At 45.0% G+C, this 18895-nt stretch carries 14 protein-coding genes and 2 pseudogenes; 8 read left to right on the forward strand and 8 right to left on the reverse strand.

The annotated features are described in order from the left end of the window. Nucleotides 1–93 precede the first annotated feature (93 nt). The 3 genes from ftsN to priA all read right to left on the reverse strand — a co-directional run bounded on the left by ftsN (nt 94) and on the right by priA (nt 4515). Complete coding sequence (gene ftsN / locus FE394_RS06690) at nt 94–957, reverse strand: cell division protein FtsN (protein ID WP_319925622.1); 864 nt, start codon at nt 955–957, stop codon at nt 94–96. A gap of 69 nt (nt 958–1026) precedes the next feature. Next, nucleotides 1027–2052: a DNA-binding transcriptional regulator CytR gene (cytR, locus tag FE394_RS06695; RefSeq protein WP_319925623.1), complete on the reverse strand. Its 1026-nt coding sequence runs from the start codon at nt 2050–2052 to the stop codon at nt 1027–1029. Between the two features lie 267 nt (nt 2053–2319). Further along, nucleotides 2320–4515 carry a primosomal protein N' gene (priA, locus tag FE394_RS06700; protein ID WP_319925624.1) on the reverse strand — a complete coding sequence of 732 codons (2196 nt, stop codon included), beginning with the start codon at nt 4513–4515 and terminating at the stop codon, nt 2320–2322. Nucleotides 4516–4746: 231 nt separating this feature from the next. Here priA and rpmE point away from each other — a divergent pair, with 231 nt between their 5' ends. Beyond that, nucleotides 4747–4962 carry a 50S ribosomal protein L31 gene (gene rpmE, locus FE394_RS06705; RefSeq protein WP_319925625.1) on the forward strand — a complete coding sequence of 72 codons (216 nt, stop codon included), beginning with the start codon at nt 4747–4749 and terminating at the stop codon, nt 4960–4962. A 105-nt stretch (nt 4963–5067) separates the two neighbouring features. On the opposite strand, the gene metJ is transcribed toward rpmE, so the two are convergent. Beyond that, the gene (metJ, locus tag FE394_RS06710; RefSeq protein WP_319925626.1) at nt 5068–5385 is read right to left on the reverse strand and encodes a met regulon transcriptional regulator MetJ; all 318 of its coding nucleotides are present in this window, start codon (nt 5383–5385) and stop codon (nt 5068–5070) included. A 348-nt stretch (nt 5386–5733) separates the two neighbouring features. Here metJ and metB point away from each other — a divergent pair, with 348 nt between their 5' ends. From metB to ppc, 3 genes are all read left to right on the forward strand, one after another. Continuing rightward, complete coding sequence (metB, locus tag FE394_RS06715) at nt 5734–6894, forward strand: cystathionine gamma-synthase (RefSeq protein WP_319925627.1); 1161 nt, start codon at nt 5734–5736, stop codon at nt 6892–6894. A 9-nt stretch (nt 6895–6903) separates the two neighbouring features. After that, nucleotides 6904–9339 (forward strand): bifunctional aspartate kinase/homoserine dehydrogenase II, encoded by a 2436-nt coding sequence (locus FE394_RS06720; protein WP_319925628.1) that lies wholly within the window; start codon nt 6904–6906, stop codon nt 9337–9339. Between the two features lie 334 nt (nt 9340–9673). Beyond that, nucleotides 9674–12310: a phosphoenolpyruvate carboxylase gene (gene ppc / locus FE394_RS06725; protein WP_319925629.1), complete on the forward strand. Its 2637-nt coding sequence runs from the start codon at nt 9674–9676 to the stop codon at nt 12308–12310. Between the two features lie 61 nt (nt 12311–12371). Here ppc and FE394_RS06730 read toward each other — a convergent pair. Then, nucleotides 12372–13208: pseudogene (locus tag FE394_RS06730) on the reverse strand (LysR family transcriptional regulator); the annotation flags it as partial. Nucleotides 13209–13303: 95 nt separating this feature from the next. Between FE394_RS06730 and FE394_RS06735 the strand changes: the two are divergent. After that, nucleotides 13304–13543, forward strand: a pseudogene (locus FE394_RS06735) (MFS transporter); the annotation flags it as partial. A 137-nt stretch (nt 13544–13680) separates the two neighbouring features. On the opposite strand, the gene FE394_RS06740 reads toward FE394_RS06735, so the two are convergent. Further along, the gene (locus tag FE394_RS06740) at nt 13681–14190 is read right to left on the reverse strand and encodes a hypothetical protein (RefSeq protein WP_319925630.1); all 510 of its coding nucleotides are present in this window, start codon (nt 14188–14190) and stop codon (nt 13681–13683) included. Between the two features lie 354 nt (nt 14191–14544). Next, complete coding sequence (gene metF / locus FE394_RS06745; RefSeq protein ID WP_319925631.1) at nt 14545–15432, reverse strand: methylenetetrahydrofolate reductase; 888 nt, start codon at nt 15430–15432, stop codon at nt 14545–14547. A 326-nt stretch (nt 15433–15758) separates the two neighbouring features. On the opposite strand from metF, the gene FE394_RS06750 reads away from it, so the two are divergent. Beyond that, nucleotides 15759–15941, forward strand: coding sequence for a type II toxin-antitoxin system HicA family toxin (locus tag FE394_RS06750; RefSeq protein WP_319925632.1), 183 nt, complete (start codon nt 15759–15761; stop codon nt 15939–15941). A gap of 30 nt (nt 15942–15971) precedes the next feature. Then, complete coding sequence (locus FE394_RS06755; protein ID WP_319925633.1) at nt 15972–16409, forward strand: type II toxin-antitoxin system HicB family antitoxin; 438 nt, start codon at nt 15972–15974, stop codon at nt 16407–16409. Between the two features lie 163 nt (nt 16410–16572). On the opposite strand, the gene argE is transcribed toward FE394_RS06755, so the two are convergent. Next, nucleotides 16573–17730 (reverse strand): acetylornithine deacetylase, encoded by a 1158-nt coding sequence (argE, locus tag FE394_RS06760; RefSeq protein ID WP_319925634.1) that lies wholly within the window; start codon nt 17728–17730, stop codon nt 16573–16575. 102 nt (nt 17731–17832) lie between these two features. Here argE and argC point away from each other — a divergent pair, with 102 nt between their 5' ends. Then, nucleotides 17833–18837: an N-acetyl-gamma-glutamyl-phosphate reductase gene (argC, locus tag FE394_RS06765; protein WP_319925635.1), complete on the forward strand. Its 1005-nt coding sequence runs from the start codon at nt 17833–17835 to the stop codon at nt 18835–18837. Nucleotides 18838–18895 lie beyond the last annotated feature (58 nt).

Here is an 18895-nt window from a genome sequence, read left to right on the forward strand (position 1 = left end):
TTGGTCTATTATTCCGCAACTGCTTGCGGTATTGCTGATAAAAGCACCGTATGTAGGTTATTAGCGATTAAGATGGGGGAATTTTCTGAATTTTCAACCCCCGGCAGGACGGAGAATACAGTCAGATACACCTGCTCCTGCAACACGTCCGCGCATCTTTTCAGCGCTTTCCTTATTTTTATAAGGACCCAGTATAACGCGATTCCAATTGTCTTTCGTGGTGATCTGGCTTTCAATGCCTGCGAATGCAAGGCTGGCACGGACAGATTCAGCCGGTTCTATCGCCCGGAAAGATCCACATTGTAGCATCCATTTGGATTTATCTACTGTTGGTTTTGGTTTGCTGACCTCACCGGAATTTGGGGATGAGGTTGATGGCTTATTTTCTTGTGGAACGGCTGGCTTCTGTTCCGGTGAATATTGCCCGGATTGCGGTTGCGTAGCTTGTTCTTGCGTAAATGGTTGCTGTGCAGGAGGGGTGATAACTACGCGTGAACGTGGAACCGAATCACTGTTATAAGGTACTTCTTTCAATGAGATAGGCGATTGTTGGCGCATATCTGCCTGCATTTGCTCAAGAAGTTGTTGCTGTTCCGGTGTGAGTTGGGTTGCGGGTTTTAGCGGTTGATTCAATATTGCAGTAGGGTCCTGTATTGAAGACTCATTCACCGGACGGTTTTCTAATTCTTTGATGTAACTCCAGCGTTCTTCTGGTTTTGGCGGCAGGTCATGACCTTTCTTTTGGTGAGTGGGTTGAGGGGCATTTTGTACACTTTCTTTTTTGCTGTGTACGATGAAATAAAGGCCACCAATAAATATGACCACTAAGGCCACAGCAACGGCTAATGTAGTTTTGGGGAATCCTTGAGCCTGATTTTTTTTCTTACCAGTACTTTTACCAGTATTTTTACGACGGGGATTGCTACGCCCGCGACTCACATAATCTCGTTGTGCCACTGTTTAATTCGCTGATTGATTAAAATTAAGGAATAGATAAATAATTTTACTTAACCTACTGTTATTTGGCTAGCTTTTAGGCGAACAGGTACTTGCGCGAATGACCAACTCGGCGTCCAATAATCTTGAACCTTTGGAAACCAAACGACCCTGAAGCTGTTCCAATAACAAAAGCATGGAATGATGCCCGATTTCATAACGAGGCTGTGCCACTGTGGTCAGGGCAGGTTCACTATATTGGGACAGATTTAAATTATCAAAGCCAATAACGGATAAATCCTCTGGTAATTGTAATCCCATTTTTTTGGCTTGCCACATTGCACCTATCGCCATGATATCACTATGACAGAAAATCGCGCTCGGAGGCTCCGGCAAGGTAAGCAGGATTTCTGCCAATTCGGCTCCACTTTCATGGGTGAAATCGCCCCGGACAATATACTCCTCGCGGATATCCACCCCTGAGCGCCGAAGTGCCTGAATGTAACCTTGCAGCCGATAGTGGCAAAGTGGCATGTTATCCGGCCCTGTAATGCAGGCGATGTGTTTATGTCCCAGTTTTTGCAAATGGTGAGTGGCATTGAAAGCGGATGTCAGGTTGTCAATATGGACAGTCGGTAGCTCCAGTTCTGGTGCAAACTCATTGGCCATAACCATCGGCGGCAGATTTTTCTGCTCTTCCTTGGAGACATCGAAAGGAATATTGGAACCCAGCAGTACCATGCCATCAATCCGCTTGGTGATCAGAAGATTAATAAACGCATGTTCCTGTTGCTGTTGATGCTTGCAGTCACCAATTAAAACTAAATAACCATGTTCTGCTGCGGTTTCTTCGATGCCGCGAATGACTTCGGTAAAAAAAGGATCGCTGATATTGGGAACGATAACCAAAATTGCTCTGGATTCATTGCGTCGTAAATTCTTGGCAAGATTATGGGGATAGTAGCCTACTTCCAATACAGCATTCTCGACTTTCTGGCGGGTACGGGCGGAAACTTTATCGGGATTCATAAGCGTTCTTGATACAGTTGCGGTAGAAACACCAGCCACTTTGGCAACATCTTTCATGGTTGCCAACGCGCAATTCTTTTTTTCCATAAGTTCACTCCTTACTTTCTACAGGCAGCGAAACGATTGCTCTCCGGCTGCTAAAAAAAAGCCAGTCATTCCTGGGAGGGGAGCGCTGGCAGATCGTTTTCTACGATTCCTACAATCATATTAATAATTTCATTTTAAACTGATTAATAAGTCAATCAGTTACTTTGTTTGCATAAAAAATGTGATATGAATCATTTCTTAGAGATACTTCGCAAATTGAGGAAATAATTGTCTCTATTTCTGTTATTGGTTAGCACTTTACTGTTATCAGCTTTCGGTAGGATCAACGTCAATGTTCCATTTCACTTTCCTTGCTTGTGGCAATGCGGTGATTTGCGGATAGATCTCCGTCATCATTTTCTGGAGAAAAATGCGTGAAGGGTGTTGGATCATCAATTGCCAGCGATAACGGCCACTCCGTTTGGCCTGTAATGCCGGTACTGGCCCCATGAGCCATAAATGTTCGTTATGTTGCTGATGATGTTCAAACAGTTGGCGCATTTGCTGCAAAAATGCGGGAGCTTGCTGATTATCGTGATCTTCTGAACGCAGCAGGATATGACTGGCAAAAGGTGGCAGATGTACTTGGTGCCGCTCTTCCATCGCTTGTTGAGCAAAGGCATCGTAGCCTTTCTCCAGTAATATCTGCAAAAGGGGATGCTCAGGGTGGTGGGTCTGAAGGAGAACTTCTCCCCGTTTACCCGCTCGTCCTGCCCGGCCTGAGACTTGTGTATATAATTGCGCGAAACGTTCTGCTGCCCGGAAATCGGCAGAAAATAGGGCACCATCGACATCAAGCAAAGCGACCAGCGTAACATCAGGGAAATGATGACCTTTCGCCAACATTTGGGTGCCAATCAAAATGCGGGCCCCGCCCTGATGGATTTCAGCTAATTGTTGTTCCAGAGCACCTTTGCGACTGGTGGTATCGCGATCGATACGAGTGACAGGAATATGCGGAAACAGTCTTGTAATACCATCTTCAAGCTGCTCAGTGCCCAGACCGACGGGTATTAAGTTAGTGGAGCCGCATTGTGGGCACTGGCGTGGAATGGGGCGTTGGCTATCACAATGATGACAACGTAAATGACGATGGTTTTGGTGCAGGGTGTAATAGTGCTCACAACGCTGGCATTCTGCTATCCAGCCACACTCATGGCAGAGCAGGGCGGGGGAATAACCACGGCGGTTCAGGAACAGAATGACCTGATTATCAGCCTTCAGGTGTTCGCCAATGCGGTTGATGAGCGGTTGTGATAATCCGACTGTTAATGGCAAGCCTTTCAAATCCAGTAAATGCTGTGTTGCAGGCTGAGCGTGACCCGCTCGTTTGGTTAAGGTTAGTTGGCGATATTTTTCCTGTTGTACGTTGTACAACGTTTCCAGAGCGGGGGTAGCTGTTCCCATAATGATCGGGATACTTTCTTTTTTTGCCCGGAATACCGCCAGATCACGGGCGTGATAACGCCAGCCTTCCTGTTGTTTGTAAGAGCTATCATGTTCTTCATCGATAATGATAACCCCCAGATGAGCAAAGGGCGTAAACAAGGCAGAGCGTGTTCCGATAACGATGGCATTTTCTCCCCGTTTAGCCCGCAGCCAAACTGCCAGCCGTTCGCTGTCATTTAAGGCTGAATGAAGAACATCAACAGGCGCATTGAAGCGCTCCCTGAATCGGCGGATAGTTTGTGGGGTTAAACCGATTTCAGGGACTAAAATCAGTGCTTGTTTACCCTGTTCAAGAATGTTTTCCAGTACGCTGAGATACACTTCCGTTTTGCCTGAACCCGTGATTCCCGCAAGTAACCAGGGAGAAAAAGTTTGATCTTCTGCGCGGATGGCACCTACCGCAGTAGCTTGTTCTGTATTGAGTTGTAACCGCTCGCCGATGATTTTAAAATGTGTATGCCAATCTTCTGCTTCCGGTTGTATTGGGTGCAGGTCGATCAATGCTTTCTTCTTCAGTGATTTTAATGCGCTGTCACTTAGCTCCAATTCCGAGACTTGGTGGCGGTAAATGGGTTTCTGGTGCAAGGCAGCCAAAGCCTGCTTTTGTTTGGCAGAACGTAGTTGCCCAAGCGGAAATTCTTGCCCTGCATCCGTGACTTGCCATTGCCAGAGTGGAGAGAACTCTGCTGCTTTCCCCTGTCGCAGCAAAACAGGCATGGCATGAAATAAAACCTCGCCCAACGGATAGTGATAATAATTGGCTGACCACAGAAGCAATTGCCAGAGATCGTCAGGAAAAAGTGGTTGGGTATCCAGAATGGCGGAAATAGACTTGAGTTGTTCAAGGGGGAATTCGCTGCTGTCTGCGATACCCGTTACGATACCAATTGCATTACGTTTACCAAATGGCATCAGTACCCGAACACCAATGGCTGGCAAGGGTAATTCTGAGGGTAATAGATAATCAAAAGCGCGGGTTAAGGGGACAGGTAACACAACCTGAACAACTGTCATAAGGTTATTTCCGGATGATTAATGACCAGATAAAAGAATACATAAAAGAACACATCGTGATACAAGGATATCATAGCAAATTAGCAGATATCATTGCGCAATAAACCGATATTCTGTATGATCCGCCGCCTTTGGTATAGAAATTACCGATACTTATTTTAATCAACACGACGTGTGGTGTCTGGCGGCAATAGGGCTGGATGGCGACACGGCCTTAACAGAGGTTTTCCCATGAAAGCAGGTATCCATCCTAAATACGAAGAAATTACTGCATCTTGTTCTTGCGGTAATGTAATGAAAATCAAATCCACCGTAAATCACGCACTGAACCTGGACGTTTGTGGCGAATGCCATCCGTTCTATACTGGTAAGCAGCGTGATGTTGCGACCGGTGGTCGTGTTGATCGCTTTAACAAACGTTTCAGCGTTCTTGGTGCTAAGAAGTAATGACTTTTTCTTGCCTGTAGTTAATACGGGCAAGATAGTTAATACGGGCAAGATAGTTGTGAAAACAAAAACGCCCGATGTTTTGCATCGGGCGTTTTTGTTGTATCAATATTCCCAAGTTTCAGGATCAATGCCGAGCTCACGCATCATGACTTTCGCTGCTTCCGGGATTTCATCATGACGCTCTTTGCGTAAATCATTGTCATTAGGCAAAGGTTGTCCAGTGAACGCATGGAGAAACGCCTCACACAGCAATTCGCTATTTGTTGCATGACGCAGATTGTTCACCTGACGACGAGTGCGTTCATCAGTCAGGATTTTCAATACCTTTAACGGAATTGAAACCGTAATTTTTTTGACCTGTTCGCTTTTTTTGCCATGTTCAGCATAAGGGCTGACATACTCACCATTCCACTCAGCCATGAGATACCTTAAATAGTTTTTAAATCAAGTAACTGTAATCAGAAATCGGAGGATATTTCTGATCTGTTTTCATATCGGTTATACGCTAGTCTAGCATAATTCCCCTATCGACTATATCGCCCCAATCGCATGAATTTATAAAATATAACCAAAGGCAATATAGGCCATGGGAGTCGCTGCTCAATTTTTGTATTAAACGATTTTGTATCAAACGATTTTGTATCAAACGATAATATCAAATGACAGTATTAAACCGTAAGGCGCTTTGGATGTCTAGATGTATTGACGTCCATCTGTCTGATCGTTATTCTTGCATGACACTAATAATAACGATGACGGGTAAAGGTTATGGAATGTAAGCAAGCGACAGTCGCGGTTCAGAGTGGTTCAAATATCGATGAACAATATGGTTGTGTAGTGCCGCCTATTTATCTTTCCAGCACATATAACTTTACTGGTTTTAATGAACCGAGAACGCACGACTACTCGCGACGTGGCAATCCCAGCCGTGATGTTGTCCAACAGGTTCTGGCAGAATTGGAAGGCGGTGCCGGGGCGGTTCTGACCAGCAGTGGTATGTCAGCCATCCATCTGTTATGCACTGTGTTCCTGAAACCAGGGGATCTATTGATAGCTCCCCATGACTGTTACGGCGGTAGTTACCGCCTGTTTGATAGTCTGAGCAAGCGCGGTGCATACAATGTCATTTTTGTTGATCAGGCAGATGAACAGGCTCTGAAACAGGCGCTGGCACAAAAGCCCAAACTGGTGCTGATAGAAACACCCAGTAATCCTTTGCTACGGATAGTCGATATTCAACACATTTGTGGGTTAGCGCATGACGTTGGGGCGTTGGCTATTGTGGATAACACTTTCCTCAGTCCCGTACTGCAAAAGCCATTGGATTTGGGGGCGGATTTAGTTGTTCATTCCTGCACGAAGTATTTGAATGGACACTCAGATCTGATTGCAGGAGCGGTTATCGCTAAAGATCCGGCGATTGCAGAAGAGTTGGCATGGTGGGCGAACAATATTGGCGTGACCGGTGCTGCTTTCGACAGCTACCTGCTACTGCGAGGGATACGTACTTTATCTGCCCGTGTATTGCTTCAACAAAACAATGCTGCGGTTATTGCGGATTACCTGCAACAGCAACCACAAGTGAAAAAGCTCTATTATCCTGCGTTGAAGGATCATGCCGGGCATGAAATTGCCGTTAAACAGCAAAAGGGATTCGGGGCGATGTTAAGTTTTGAACTGGATGGCGATGAACAGACCATGCGTCGCTTTTTATCTGCGTTAAAATTATTTACTCTGGCTGAATCTCTCGGTGGTGTGGAATCGTTGATTTCTCATACCGCAACAATGACACACGCGGGAATGTCGGCAGAAGCAAGGGCTCAGGCAGGGATTACGGATTTGCTTCTTCGTGTCTCTGTAGGAATTGAAGATAGTCAGGATTTAATTGCTGATTTGGACAACGCGTTTCAGGCAGCGACAACGAGGTAATCATTAATCATGAGTGCACTGGCAACAGCGGGGGCGGAATCTGGCCGCCAATTACATAAATTTGGCGGCAGCAGCTTGGCTGATGTGAAATGTTATCAGCGGGTTGCGGACATTATGGCTAATTATAGCCAGCCGGGTGATTTGATGGTGGTATCGGCAGCAGGGAGCACAACCAATCAGCTTATTGATTGGCTTAAATTGAGCCAAATTGACCGCATATCTGCGCATCAAGTCCAACAATCGCTGCGGCGTTATCAGCAAGAATTGATCTATGGACTATTGCCTGAAATTGTCGCAGAAGAACTGGTCGCAAAGTTTATCGCTGATCTGGAAAGATTGAGTGTGTTGTTGGATAAACCTGTTACAGATATTACCTACGCAGAAGTTGTCGGTCATGGTGAGATCTGGTCTGCACGTTTGATGGCCGCCGTGCTTGAGCATCAGGGCATTCCCAGTGAATGGCTGGACGCTCGTCAGTTTCTGCGGGCAGAGCGCGCTGTTCAGCCGCAGGTTGATGTCAGCTTATCTCAACCTTTGCTCAGCCCATTATTGAGCCAAAATTCCCATAAACGTTTGGTTGTCACCGGTTTTATTTCCAGCAATCAAAATGGCGAAACCGTGCTATTGGGACGTAATGGCAGCGACTACTCAGCCACCCAGGTTGGTGCATTAGCCGGAACCAAAAAAGTCACGATTTGGAGTGATGTGGCGGGTGTTTACAGCGCCGATCCGCGAAAAGTAAAAGATGCCTGCCTGCTGCCGCTGCTGCGTTTGGATGAAGCCAGTGAATTAGCACGTCTGGCGGCACCTGTACTTCATACCCGTACATTACAGCCTGTTTCCATCAGCGATATTGATCTGCAATTGCGTTGCAGTTACCAGCCCGAGCAAGGCTCTACCCGTATTGAGCGGGTTCTGGCGACGGGCATGGGAGCGAAGATCGTTACCAGCCATGATGATGTTTGCTTAATTGAATTGCACGTTTCTTCCGCTCATGACTTCAAGCAAATTTACAAGGATATTGATTCGTTGCTGAAACGCGCTCAAATCCGGCCACTGGCGACAGGATTGCATACGGACTGCAACTTGATCCAGCTTTGCTATACCTCTGAAGTTGTGAATAGCGTACTTGATGTATTGCAAGATGCTTCCTTACCCGGAAAACTTTCTTTGCGTGAAGGATTATCGCTGGTGGCGCTGGTGGGCGCGGGTGTGTGCAAAAATCCGTTGCATAGCCATCGTTTCTATCAGCAACTCAAAGATCAGCCGGTCGAATTTATCTGGCATGCAGAAGATGGCATCAGTCTTGTTGCTGTGCTGCGCCTGAACCAAACTTCACATGTGATTCAGGGATTGCACCAAAGCCTGTTCCGGGCAGAAAAACGGATTGGTTTGGTCTTGTTTGGTAAGGGGAATATTGGTTCGCGTTGGTTGGAGCTGTTTGCTCGGGAACAGAAAAACATTTCCGCTCGCAGTGATTTTGAATTTCTTCTGGCAGGCATTGTAGATAGTCGCCGGAGTCTGCTGAATTATCAGGGCATTGATGCCAGTCGGGCACTGGCTTTCTTTGATGATGAAGCGGTTGAACATGAAGATGATGCACTGTTTTTATGGATGCGCTCTCACCCTTATGATGATTTGGTCGTGCTTGATGTGACGGCAAGTGAAGAAATGGCCAAGGAGTATGTCTATTTTGCCAGCTATGGCTTCCACGTGATCAGTGCCAATAAAGTCGCAGGTTCTTCTGACAGCAATACATACCGCATGATCCGCGATGCTTTTGCAAAAACAGGACGCCATTGGTTATATAACGCCACGGTCGGGGCGGGATTGCCGATTAACTATTCTGTCAGGGATTTGCGGGAAAGCGGGGACACTATCCTGTCCATCAGCGGCATTTTTTCCGGGACGTTATCATGGTTGTTCCTGCAATTTGATGGTTCAGTGCCTTTCAGTGACTTAGTGGAGCAAGCATGGCAGCAAGGATTGACGGAACCTGATCCCCGCATTGATCTTTCCGGTCAGGATGTGATGCGTAAGTTGATTATTTTGGCTCGCGAAGCGGGCTATGAAGTCGAACCTGATCAAGTGCGCGTTGAATCACTGGTGCCGGAAGAGGCTCGCATGGGATCTATTGAAGAATTCTTTGAAAACAGCACCGCTATCAATGCACAAATGCTCCAACGCTTGGAAGCAGCCCGAGAAATGGGAATGGTACTTCGGTATGTCGCGCGTTTTGATGCGAGTGGCAAAGCGAAAGTGGGCGTGGAAGCGGTACGCAGTGATCATCCGCTGGCTTCATTGCTGCCCGGAGATAATGTATTTGCGATAGAAAGCCGCTGGTATCGTGACAACCCATTGGTGATCCGTGGGCCGGGAGCTGGACGAGATGTTACTGCGGGTGCAATCCAATCGGATTTGAATCGTTTGTCACAGCTTCTGTAAGCCAGTCATTTTTTTAAACCAGATTTTTTAAACGTAGATTTTGGCAGGGATTTGATTAATCATCCCTGCCACCACCTTCATTGAGCACATCAAAAACGCCTTATTATTCTTTTTATTGGGTACAAGCAAGGCAATCAGCCGGATTATCTTATAAAAAAGTAATTCTTATTAAATTTCATAAAATCCGCCCAAATTGTTTGTTTTCTGATATGAATAGAGTGTAAGAGATAAACAAAAGAACATTCTCTAATCTTGACTAAAACAGGGTAAATGCCAATTTAGCCGATTATCTGGCGAAATGGGTGACATACAGCAACACAAGGCCAGGAACCATATGAATCAACAATATTCCGCAATGCGAAGTAATGTCAGTATGCTCGGTAAGTTGCTGGGCGACACTATCAAAGAGGCTTTGGGAGAAGATATTCTTGATAAAGTTGAAACGATCAGGAAGCTATCCAAATCATCCCGCGCAGGTAACGAAGTCCACCGTCAACAGCTTTTATCAACACTGGAAAATTTATCCAATGATGAATTGCTGCCCGTCGCTCGTGCGTTTAATCAGTTTTTAAATCTGGCTAACGTGGCGGAACAATATCACAGTATTTCACCGCACGGTGAAGCCGCAAGCAATCCGGTAGCGCTGGCGGCGTTATTCGATCGCCTCAAAGACCAACAATTCAGTAACGATGATTTGGTTAAAGCAGTGAGTGAGTTGGCGATTGAATTGGTTCTGACGGCACATCCAACAGAAATTGCCCGCCGTACTCTGATCCATAAATTGGTCGAAGTTAATGGCTGCTTAGCGCAACTGGATCATGACGATTTGGCGGATTATGAACGCAATAATATTATGCGCCGTTTACGCCAGTTGATTGCTCAATCATGGCATACCGATGAAATCCGTAAAATTCGTCCAACCCCAATTGATGAAGCTAAGTGGGGTTTCGCCGTTGTCGAAAATAGTTTGTGGGAAGGTGTACCGGCATTCCTGCGTGAATTCAATGAACAACTGGAAGAATCAATAGGCTATAGCTTGCCAGTGGAGGCCGTGCCGATTCGCTTTACCTCTTGGATGGGTGGGGATCGCGATGGAAACCCTAACGTTACTGCTGAAATTACCCGTCATGTCTTGTTGCTCAGCCGCTGGAAGGCCGCTGACCTGTTCCTGAAAGATATTCAGATTTTGGTTTCTGAACTCTCAATGTCGGAATGTACACCTGAACTGCGCCAGATAGCGGGTGGTGAACATGTTCTGGAACCTTACCGTGAAATAGCCAAGCAATTGCGGACGCAATTAAGTCACACGCTGGCCTATCTGGAGAAACGGCTCAAAGGTGAACAAGTTCTGCCACCTGCGGATTTGCTGCTCCATAACGAACAGTTATGGCAACCGTTGTACGCCTGCTACCAATCGCTGAAACTCTGCGGTATGGAAATTATCGCGAACGGACAATTGCTCGATACTTTGCGTCGTATCCATTGTTTTGGCCTGTCGTTGGTGCGTATCGATATTCGTCAGGAAAGCACCCGCCATACTGATGCGATTGCAGAACTGACTCAGTATCTGGAAATGGGTGATTATGCAAGTTGGCCCGAAGCCGCTAAACAGGCATTCCTGCTAAGTGAATTGAACTCAAAACGCCCGCTTACTCCGCGTAACTGGCAGCCAAGCGCAGAAACCCAGGAAGTTTTCGAAACCTGTAAAGTGATTGCCGAATCTCCCCAAGATGCGATTGCAGCTTATGTTATCTCCATGGCGAAAGTGCCTTCTGACGTGCTGGCCGTGAAATTATTGCTGAAAGAAGCGGGATGCTCCTTATCATTGCCAGTTGCCCCACTGTTCGAAACCCTTGATGACCTGAATAATGCAGAAAGTGTAATCAGGCAACTGTTGGGGATTGAATGGTATCGCGATCTGATTCAGGACAAACAGATGGTGATGATTGGTTATTCCGATTCAGCTAAAGATGCGGGTGTGATGGCTGCGTCTTGGGCACAATATCGGGCGCAGGATGCCTTGATTAAAGTGTGTGAACAAGAAGGTGTGACACTGACTCTGTTCCACGGGCGTGGCGGCACGATTGGTCGCGGTGGGGCACCTGCGCACTCTGCTCTGCTCTCCCAACCACCGGGCAGCCTGAAAGGGGGATTGCGTGTAACGGAACAAGGGGAAATGATCCGTTTCAAATTTGGCTTGCCACAGGTGACGATCAGCAGCTTGGCGTTGTATGCCAGTGCGATTCTGGAAGCAAACTTATTGCCTCCGCCGGAGCCGAAACCAGAATGGCATCAGGTCATGGATACACTCTCGGATGTTTCCTGCGACATGTATCGTGATTATGTCCGTGAACAACCAGAATTTGTGCCTTACTTCCGGGCCGCGACGCCAGAACAAGAATTGGCAAAATTGCCGCTGGGTTCGCGACCCGCTAAACGCCGTCCAACGGGCGGGGTCGAAAGCCTGCGAGCGATCCCGTGGATATTTGCATGGACGCAAAACCGTCTGATGTTACCGGCATGGCTGGGCGCGGGTGCGGCGCTGCAACAGGTGATCGATGCAGATAAATTGCCAGTATTAACCGATATGTGCCGCGACTGGCCATTCTTCAACACGCGTATTGCCATGTTGGAGATGGTATTTGCCAAAGCAGATTTATGGCTGGCGGAATATTACGATCAGCGTTTAGTGGAGCCGAAACTCTGGCCGCTGGGGTTAAAACTGCGCAACCAGCTCGCGGAAGATATCAAAACGGTACTGACAATCTCGCAGGATGAACAACTGATGGCGGATTTGCCGTGGATTGCGGAATCTATCGCATTACGTAACGTATATACCGACCCGTTGAACGTACTACAGGCGGAATTGTTGCAGCGTTCCCGTCAGCAGGAAAACCTTGAGCCTCATCTTGAACAGGCTCTGATGGTGACGATTGCGGGCGTTGCGGCAGGTATGCGCAATACGGGCTAGTTTTGGTTTTTGCATATTTCAAAATAATAAAAGCCGAATAGGGAACTGTTCGGCTTTTATGTTGAAGTTGAGTGTTATTGGGAAATATGACGGTGACATCTTGTCGCGGTAACTTATATTCGGGAAACAATTCAACTAAATCACCGGATTCCAGATCGCTAGCGATTATCCATTCAGGTAAAACTGCAATTCCAAGAGCTGACATTACCAGAGAACGTATTGCTGAGGATGTATTAGATGTGTATTTGGCTTTACCCCGGATATTCAGGGCTGGCGCGGTAGGATGTTTAAGCTCCCATTGTGTTGGGCTATTTAAATTACTGTTTGCAATCCAATTTACATTATTCAGATCTCTTGGTGTGATTATTGGATTTTGTTCAAGCCAAGCCGGAGCGGCCACCAGTTTTATACCAAAACTGGCTAATCGCCGACTTTTCAGGGCAGAATCACTGAGGGTCCCCAGCCGAATAGCCAGATCAATCTTCTCGGTAATTAAATTATTCAAAGTAGAATCAGCAAAATAGCTGACTTCAAGCCGAGGATAAATTGCGCAGAATTGGCTAATTAGAGGGAGAAGAAATTTTTCACCAAACTCGGTTGTAGAAGTAATACGTAACCTACCTGCTAATGAATAATGTCGTTCAGCCATATTATCAAAAGCATTTTGAATATTATCAAATATAGCCTTAAAGTCCTGATAAAACGCTTTTCCCGCTTCGGTTAACGCAAGACCACGTGTATTGCGTATCAATAATGGCACGTTTAACGCCTCTTCAAGTGCTTTCACATGAATACTGGCGACGGCTTTACTGATGAAAAGGCGTTCTGCTGCGCGGGTAAAAGAACCGCATTCTACTACAGCGAGAAAAGTCTGTATTCGATTAAGGTGAGGCTGCATTTTAATTGTCAAATTTAATGAAATTAAGTGTTTAAAATAGATTGATAGACGCGATGAGTCAACAGAACTTAAACTTCTTCAACGGAGGAAAAACAATGACTTATCGCTATCGTATAGCATTGATATTTTTACTTGGTTTCTTTATAGACTGCGTCAATATTTTTATGTCGGCTATTGCGCTGCCAGATATTGCCAAGCAAATGACGGTGTCTGAATCTTACGTTTCTTGGGTCGCAAACAGTTATATTTTGGGCTTAACACTGATCATTCCTATCAGTAGTTGGCTGGCTGAACGTTTCGGTACACGGCAGATCATGACATTCTCCATGCTACTTGGAAAGCTGCCATTTTAGTTTTTAAACTTTATACTCACCTTACTTCAAGATGCATGATGCATAACTCATATTGCATTGATTTAAAACGATAATTAATCATAGTAAACCAGCATCTTGAAGTTAAATTGGTATAGAACTCACTTTTTCAATGGGATTTTCTCATTATCAAGCGTGGTTTTAGCTTTATTGTTGTTATTGTATTTTTCTTTAAGGTAATTTGCGATTTTCTTTGAAAAAATAAGATTTAATAATACAATTAAAAAGAGAGTAAATTGAATTATGAAACCAATTATAGCACCTCCCTGTTCAGCCTCGTTTTCATATTTAAGGTATATATCACTGGTTTCATTGAATGCTCCATATTGTCTAAAAAGAAATGCTAATATGAATACTATCCACGCGAATAAAAGTACTTTTTTAGCATTTTTCTTTGGCGATAAAGCTGCTGAAAATCCTGAGGATAGTATGATAAAGATAGCAATTTTAATTATCATATAAGCTATGGAATAATAAATTTCAGATGTTAATCCGAATTCAGTGAGGAATTTTGTGGCAGAAACAAGTGATTTCATTATGCCGGTAAAATGATCGAGTGACATAATGAAAAACATAATTAACATTACCCAAATACTAAATGGTTTTTTCATTATAATTCCTTTAAACAGTGATTATTTTTCTTTATTAGAATGATTGGTATGAAATTTATCATTATAACTATTTGAAATAAAATAAATTTCATTAACTTGGTGAATTTGAGTAAAAGATTCTTATGATTTAATAAATGGCATAATGTTCTTTGGAAGAAAGCAGGTACAAGAGTTGAATTACCTACGTTGGAACTAAATTAGACATATCGATGATAAAAAGATTGTTCTACTTTGTAGAATACTGAGGAGGGCGGGGAGATAATTAATCATATTTATAAATAAAAGACACTTATCTACACATACCAATAATGCCGAACTATCATTTAGCCCGGCTTCTTGGTTTCAATGGCTAAATTATACAGGGCGAACCCCCAATGTATGGCAGATGGCATAACTTAATTCCGCTCGGTTCAGGGTGTAAAAATGAAAATCTTTCACGCCTTCACGACTGAGAATTTTCACCATATCCATTGCAATAGATGCACCGACTAAGTTACGGCTTTCCGGATCATCATCCAGCCCTTCAAACATTCTGGTCATCCAGCTTGGGATGCGGACGTTAGTCATCGTGGAAAATCGTTGTAACTGACGGAAGTTCGAAACAGGCAAAATCCCCGGCACAATTTCTACATCAATTCCCGTTGCGACGCAGCGATCGCGAAAACGCAGATAACTTTCCACATCAAAAAAGAACTGGGTAATGGCACGATTGGCGCCTGCGTCAATTTTACGTTTTAAATTAATCAGATCTGACTGCGCGCTTTTCGCTTCAGGATGCACTTCTGGGTAAGCTGCGACAGAGATATCAAAGTCTGCCTCTTTTTTTAAGAGTTCTACTAAATCAGCACCATACATTTCTGTCTTACAACCGTTACCCGGTAAATCACCCCGCAATGCCACGATATGACGAATGCCGCTTTGCCAATAATCATGGGCAATGTTGCGTAATTCTTCACGGCTGGCATCAATGCAAGTCAGGTGCGGCGCGGCATCAAGGCCGGTTTTTTCTTTGATTCCCTTGATGATGCTATGGGTACGATTACGCTCGCCAGAATTAGCACCATAGGTTACAGAAACAAACTTGGGTTTCAGCTTGCTTAAACGATCGATAGATTTCCACAGGGTTTGTTCCATCTCAGTCGTGCTGGGCGGAAAGAATTCAAAGGAAACACGAATTTGCCCTTCAAGTTCAGCCAAATTCTGATTCAGCGCTTCTCGCTGATTAGCGTGAAAAAAACTCATACCCTGTGCCCTCGTGAGTAAGCGGAGTTTTTTTGTTATATCCGCTCACAATTAGATGTTTAAATGTTTACATGTCTATCCGTTTAGATGTCTAAACAGAATGGGCGAAGCGGGATTTTTAGTCAATCGAGAAATGGCTTATTTCCAATGAGGAATATTCAAAGTGATCAGGAAAGAAATTCATGTTGGGGTGGTGCACCCGCACAAACTGTCACTCTGAGTATGTGGTAAATTCATTATCATTATAAACTTTTATGTTTTGTTTTAATTCTTATTAGTTGTTTTATTTAACTTTAATGTTTATTGTTTTGGTTAGAGGGAAACAAATGAAGTACAGTGAGTTCAGGAGGTGGCTGTTACAGCAAGGCGCTGAATTTAAAAAAGCGCCGGGAGGTGGCAGTCATCAGAAAGTTAGCTTAAATGGTCGGCGCTCAGTTTTTCCTGATCATGGTTCCAAAGAAATGCCGGAACCCTTGCGCAAGAAGATAATGAAAGACTTAGGGCTTTAAATAAGCCGAATTCGAGATGAGACATAAATTATGTTCCAATACCCAGTTAAATTAGAGCGTGATGAACAAACTGGTGCCTATGTTGTATCCTGTCGCGATCTACCTTTGATGAATTCAGTGGGTGATTCTGTGGATGAGGCACTTTTGGAAGCTGTCGAGGGTGCGGTGGTAGCTATAGCTATAGAGATTGAGGAACGGCGCCCTATTCCTCTCGGTAGTGAACCGAAAGAGGATGAATATATTGTCAATGTACCTATTTTAGTCGCCATGAAAGCGGCGTTACATAACGCTATGATTGAAACAGGAACCCGTAAATCGGAGTTGGCACGTAAAATGGGGCAGAAACCAACACAAATTGATCGGTTACTCGATGTTGAACATTCATCAAAAGTAGAAACTGTAGAACTAGCTTTACATCAGTTGAATCGTAATGTGGGTGTTTCGGTTGTAGTTACAGCGCCTTTTTGAATTATGGTTGGGACCACGGTCCCAATTCAATTTTTAAGGTGGGTTTCAGTTTTGTGCGGCTCTAATAGCGAAAAACCCCGATGCACTCACCGAAGTTATAACGCCGACCGGGTTACTCCCAATCCATTTATGTTACCCAAGATAACCTATTTGGAGGATAAAACTAACCCGCATCCAAACAAAAATGCTCCACCAGCTGCGAAAGCAGTTGTCTTGTCGGTTCAATAAACGCCATATCCAGAAATTCATCGGGCTGATGCGCCTGTTCAATCGATCCCGGTCCCAAGACTAATGTCGGACATAATTCCTGAATAAAGGGGGCTTCTGTACAATAATTGACGGTATCGGCTTTTGTTCCCAACAGTTTTTCAATTACACCAACCAGTTTGTGGTCTGTCGGACACTCATAACCCGGGATCGGAGGATGGAGTTCCGTCACGCTCAGACGCCCCGGCCAACGCTGTTTCACTGGCTCCAATGCGTCATTCAGCAATCCGTTCAAATCCTGCAAGGTCAGTCCCGGCAAGGGACGAATATCCATATGCAGTTCGCAGCAGGCACAAATGCGGTTTGCAGCATCTCCGCCGTGAATATGACCGAAATTCATGGTCGGATAAGGAATGACGAACGCGGGATTGTGATAGCGCTCTTGTAAGGTGTTGCGTAGCCCGATCAATTGAGTAATGGACTCATGCATGAGATCAATGGCATTGACACCTCGTGCCGGATCGCTGGAATGCCCCGATTTTCCTTCAATGCGGATTGCCTGAGCAATGTGTCCTTTATGGGCGCGGATAGGCTGTAACGATGTGGGTTCGCCAATAATGGCGAAATCAGGCCGAATAGCGGCATGGGCAGTAAAATAACGCGCACCTGCCATTGATGTTTCTTCATCAGCAGTCGCCAGAATATAAAGGGGATGGGATAGTTTTCTGGTATCGATATCTCTCAGGGCGTCGATGATAAAGGCAAAAAAGCCTTTCATATCCGCCGTGCCAAGCCCATATAACTTGCCATCACGTTCGGTCAGAGTGAAAGGATCTTGTGTCCAGCGTCCGGCATCAAAAGGGACAGTGTCTGTGTGACCACAGAGCAATAATCCTCCCGAACCACTGCCTAATGTCGCCAGCAGGTTGAATTTTCCTCTGGTTTCAGGGACAGGTTGAATTTCAATGGAGAAACCAATTTCTTTTAACCATTCTGCCAGCAGATGGATAACAACTTCGTTGCTTTGATCGAGTTCATCATCAGTTGCGCTGATAGAGGGAGCCGCAATGAGCTGGTGATATATTTCAATAAATGACGGTAATTTAATCTTCACTGTTGACAGCCTTTTCTCATGATAGTATTAATATTTATGCATCTTAATTGAATATAAATGCAATAATGTCTTTGGGTTAATACTATAAGGTGAATAAATCCCATGTTGAATACACTGATAGTTGGTGCCAGTGGCTATACTGGAGCTGAGTTAGCAGCATATCTGCAACGTCATCCCCATGTCCATCTCTCCGGCTTGATGGTTTCTTCTCAAAGTTTAGATGCTGGGAAATGCTTCTCAGAGCTTCATCCGCAATATAAGGATATCCTTGATTTACCCTTACAGCCATTGACTGACGTAGCTGAGGCGGCGAGAGGCATTGATGTTGTTTTCCTCGCGACTGCCCACGAGGTCAGTCATGACATTGCCCCGCTCTTTCTGGAGGCGGGCTGTACTGTGTTTGATTTATCCGGCGCTTATCGTGTACAAAATACACAATTTTATGCAAAATACTACGGATTTGAACACAAAAATTCTGCATGGTTGGAGCAGGCTGTGTATGGGTTAGCGGAATGGCAGGCAGAGAAAATCAAGCAGGCACGGCTGATTGCAGTTCCCGGCTGTTACCCCACTGTTTCCCAACTTTCATTGAAGCCGCTGCTTGAACAAAATTTATTGGATACTGAGCATTGGCCTGTTATCAACGCGGTCAGCGGTGTCAGTGGCGCAGGGCGGAAAGCATCGATTACAAACAGTTTCTGTGAAGTCAGTTTGCAGCCTTACGGTATTTTTAATCATCGTCATCAACCTGAAATCGCTACGCATTTAGGCACAGAGGTAATTTTCACTCCCCATCTGGGCAATTTCTCACGCGGCATCCTTGCCACAATCACCTGCAAATTAAAATCCGGTGTGACTGAGGAGCAGGTCAGAGAAGCCTATCAGCAGGCATATCATGATAAGCCACTGGTGCGTTTATACAGCACCGGGGTTCCGTCCTTAAAAGCTGTCGTTGGTTTACCATTCTGTGATATTGGTTTTGCTATTCAGGAGCAACATCTGATTATCGTGGGAGCTGAGGATAATTTGTTGAAAGGAGCAGCAGCACAAGCCGTACAGTGCATGAATATTCGTTTTGGGTATGAGGAAACTCAGGCTTTGATTTAATTGCCAAGCCCTGAATTTCTAAAGGCTGAATTTTGAGAAATTAAGATTCCGACAGATT

Origin of the sequence: Xenorhabdus littoralis (assembly GCF_033949345.1) — a bacterium.
Lineage (GTDB): Bacteria > Pseudomonadota > Gammaproteobacteria > Enterobacterales > Enterobacteriaceae > Xenorhabdus > Xenorhabdus littoralis.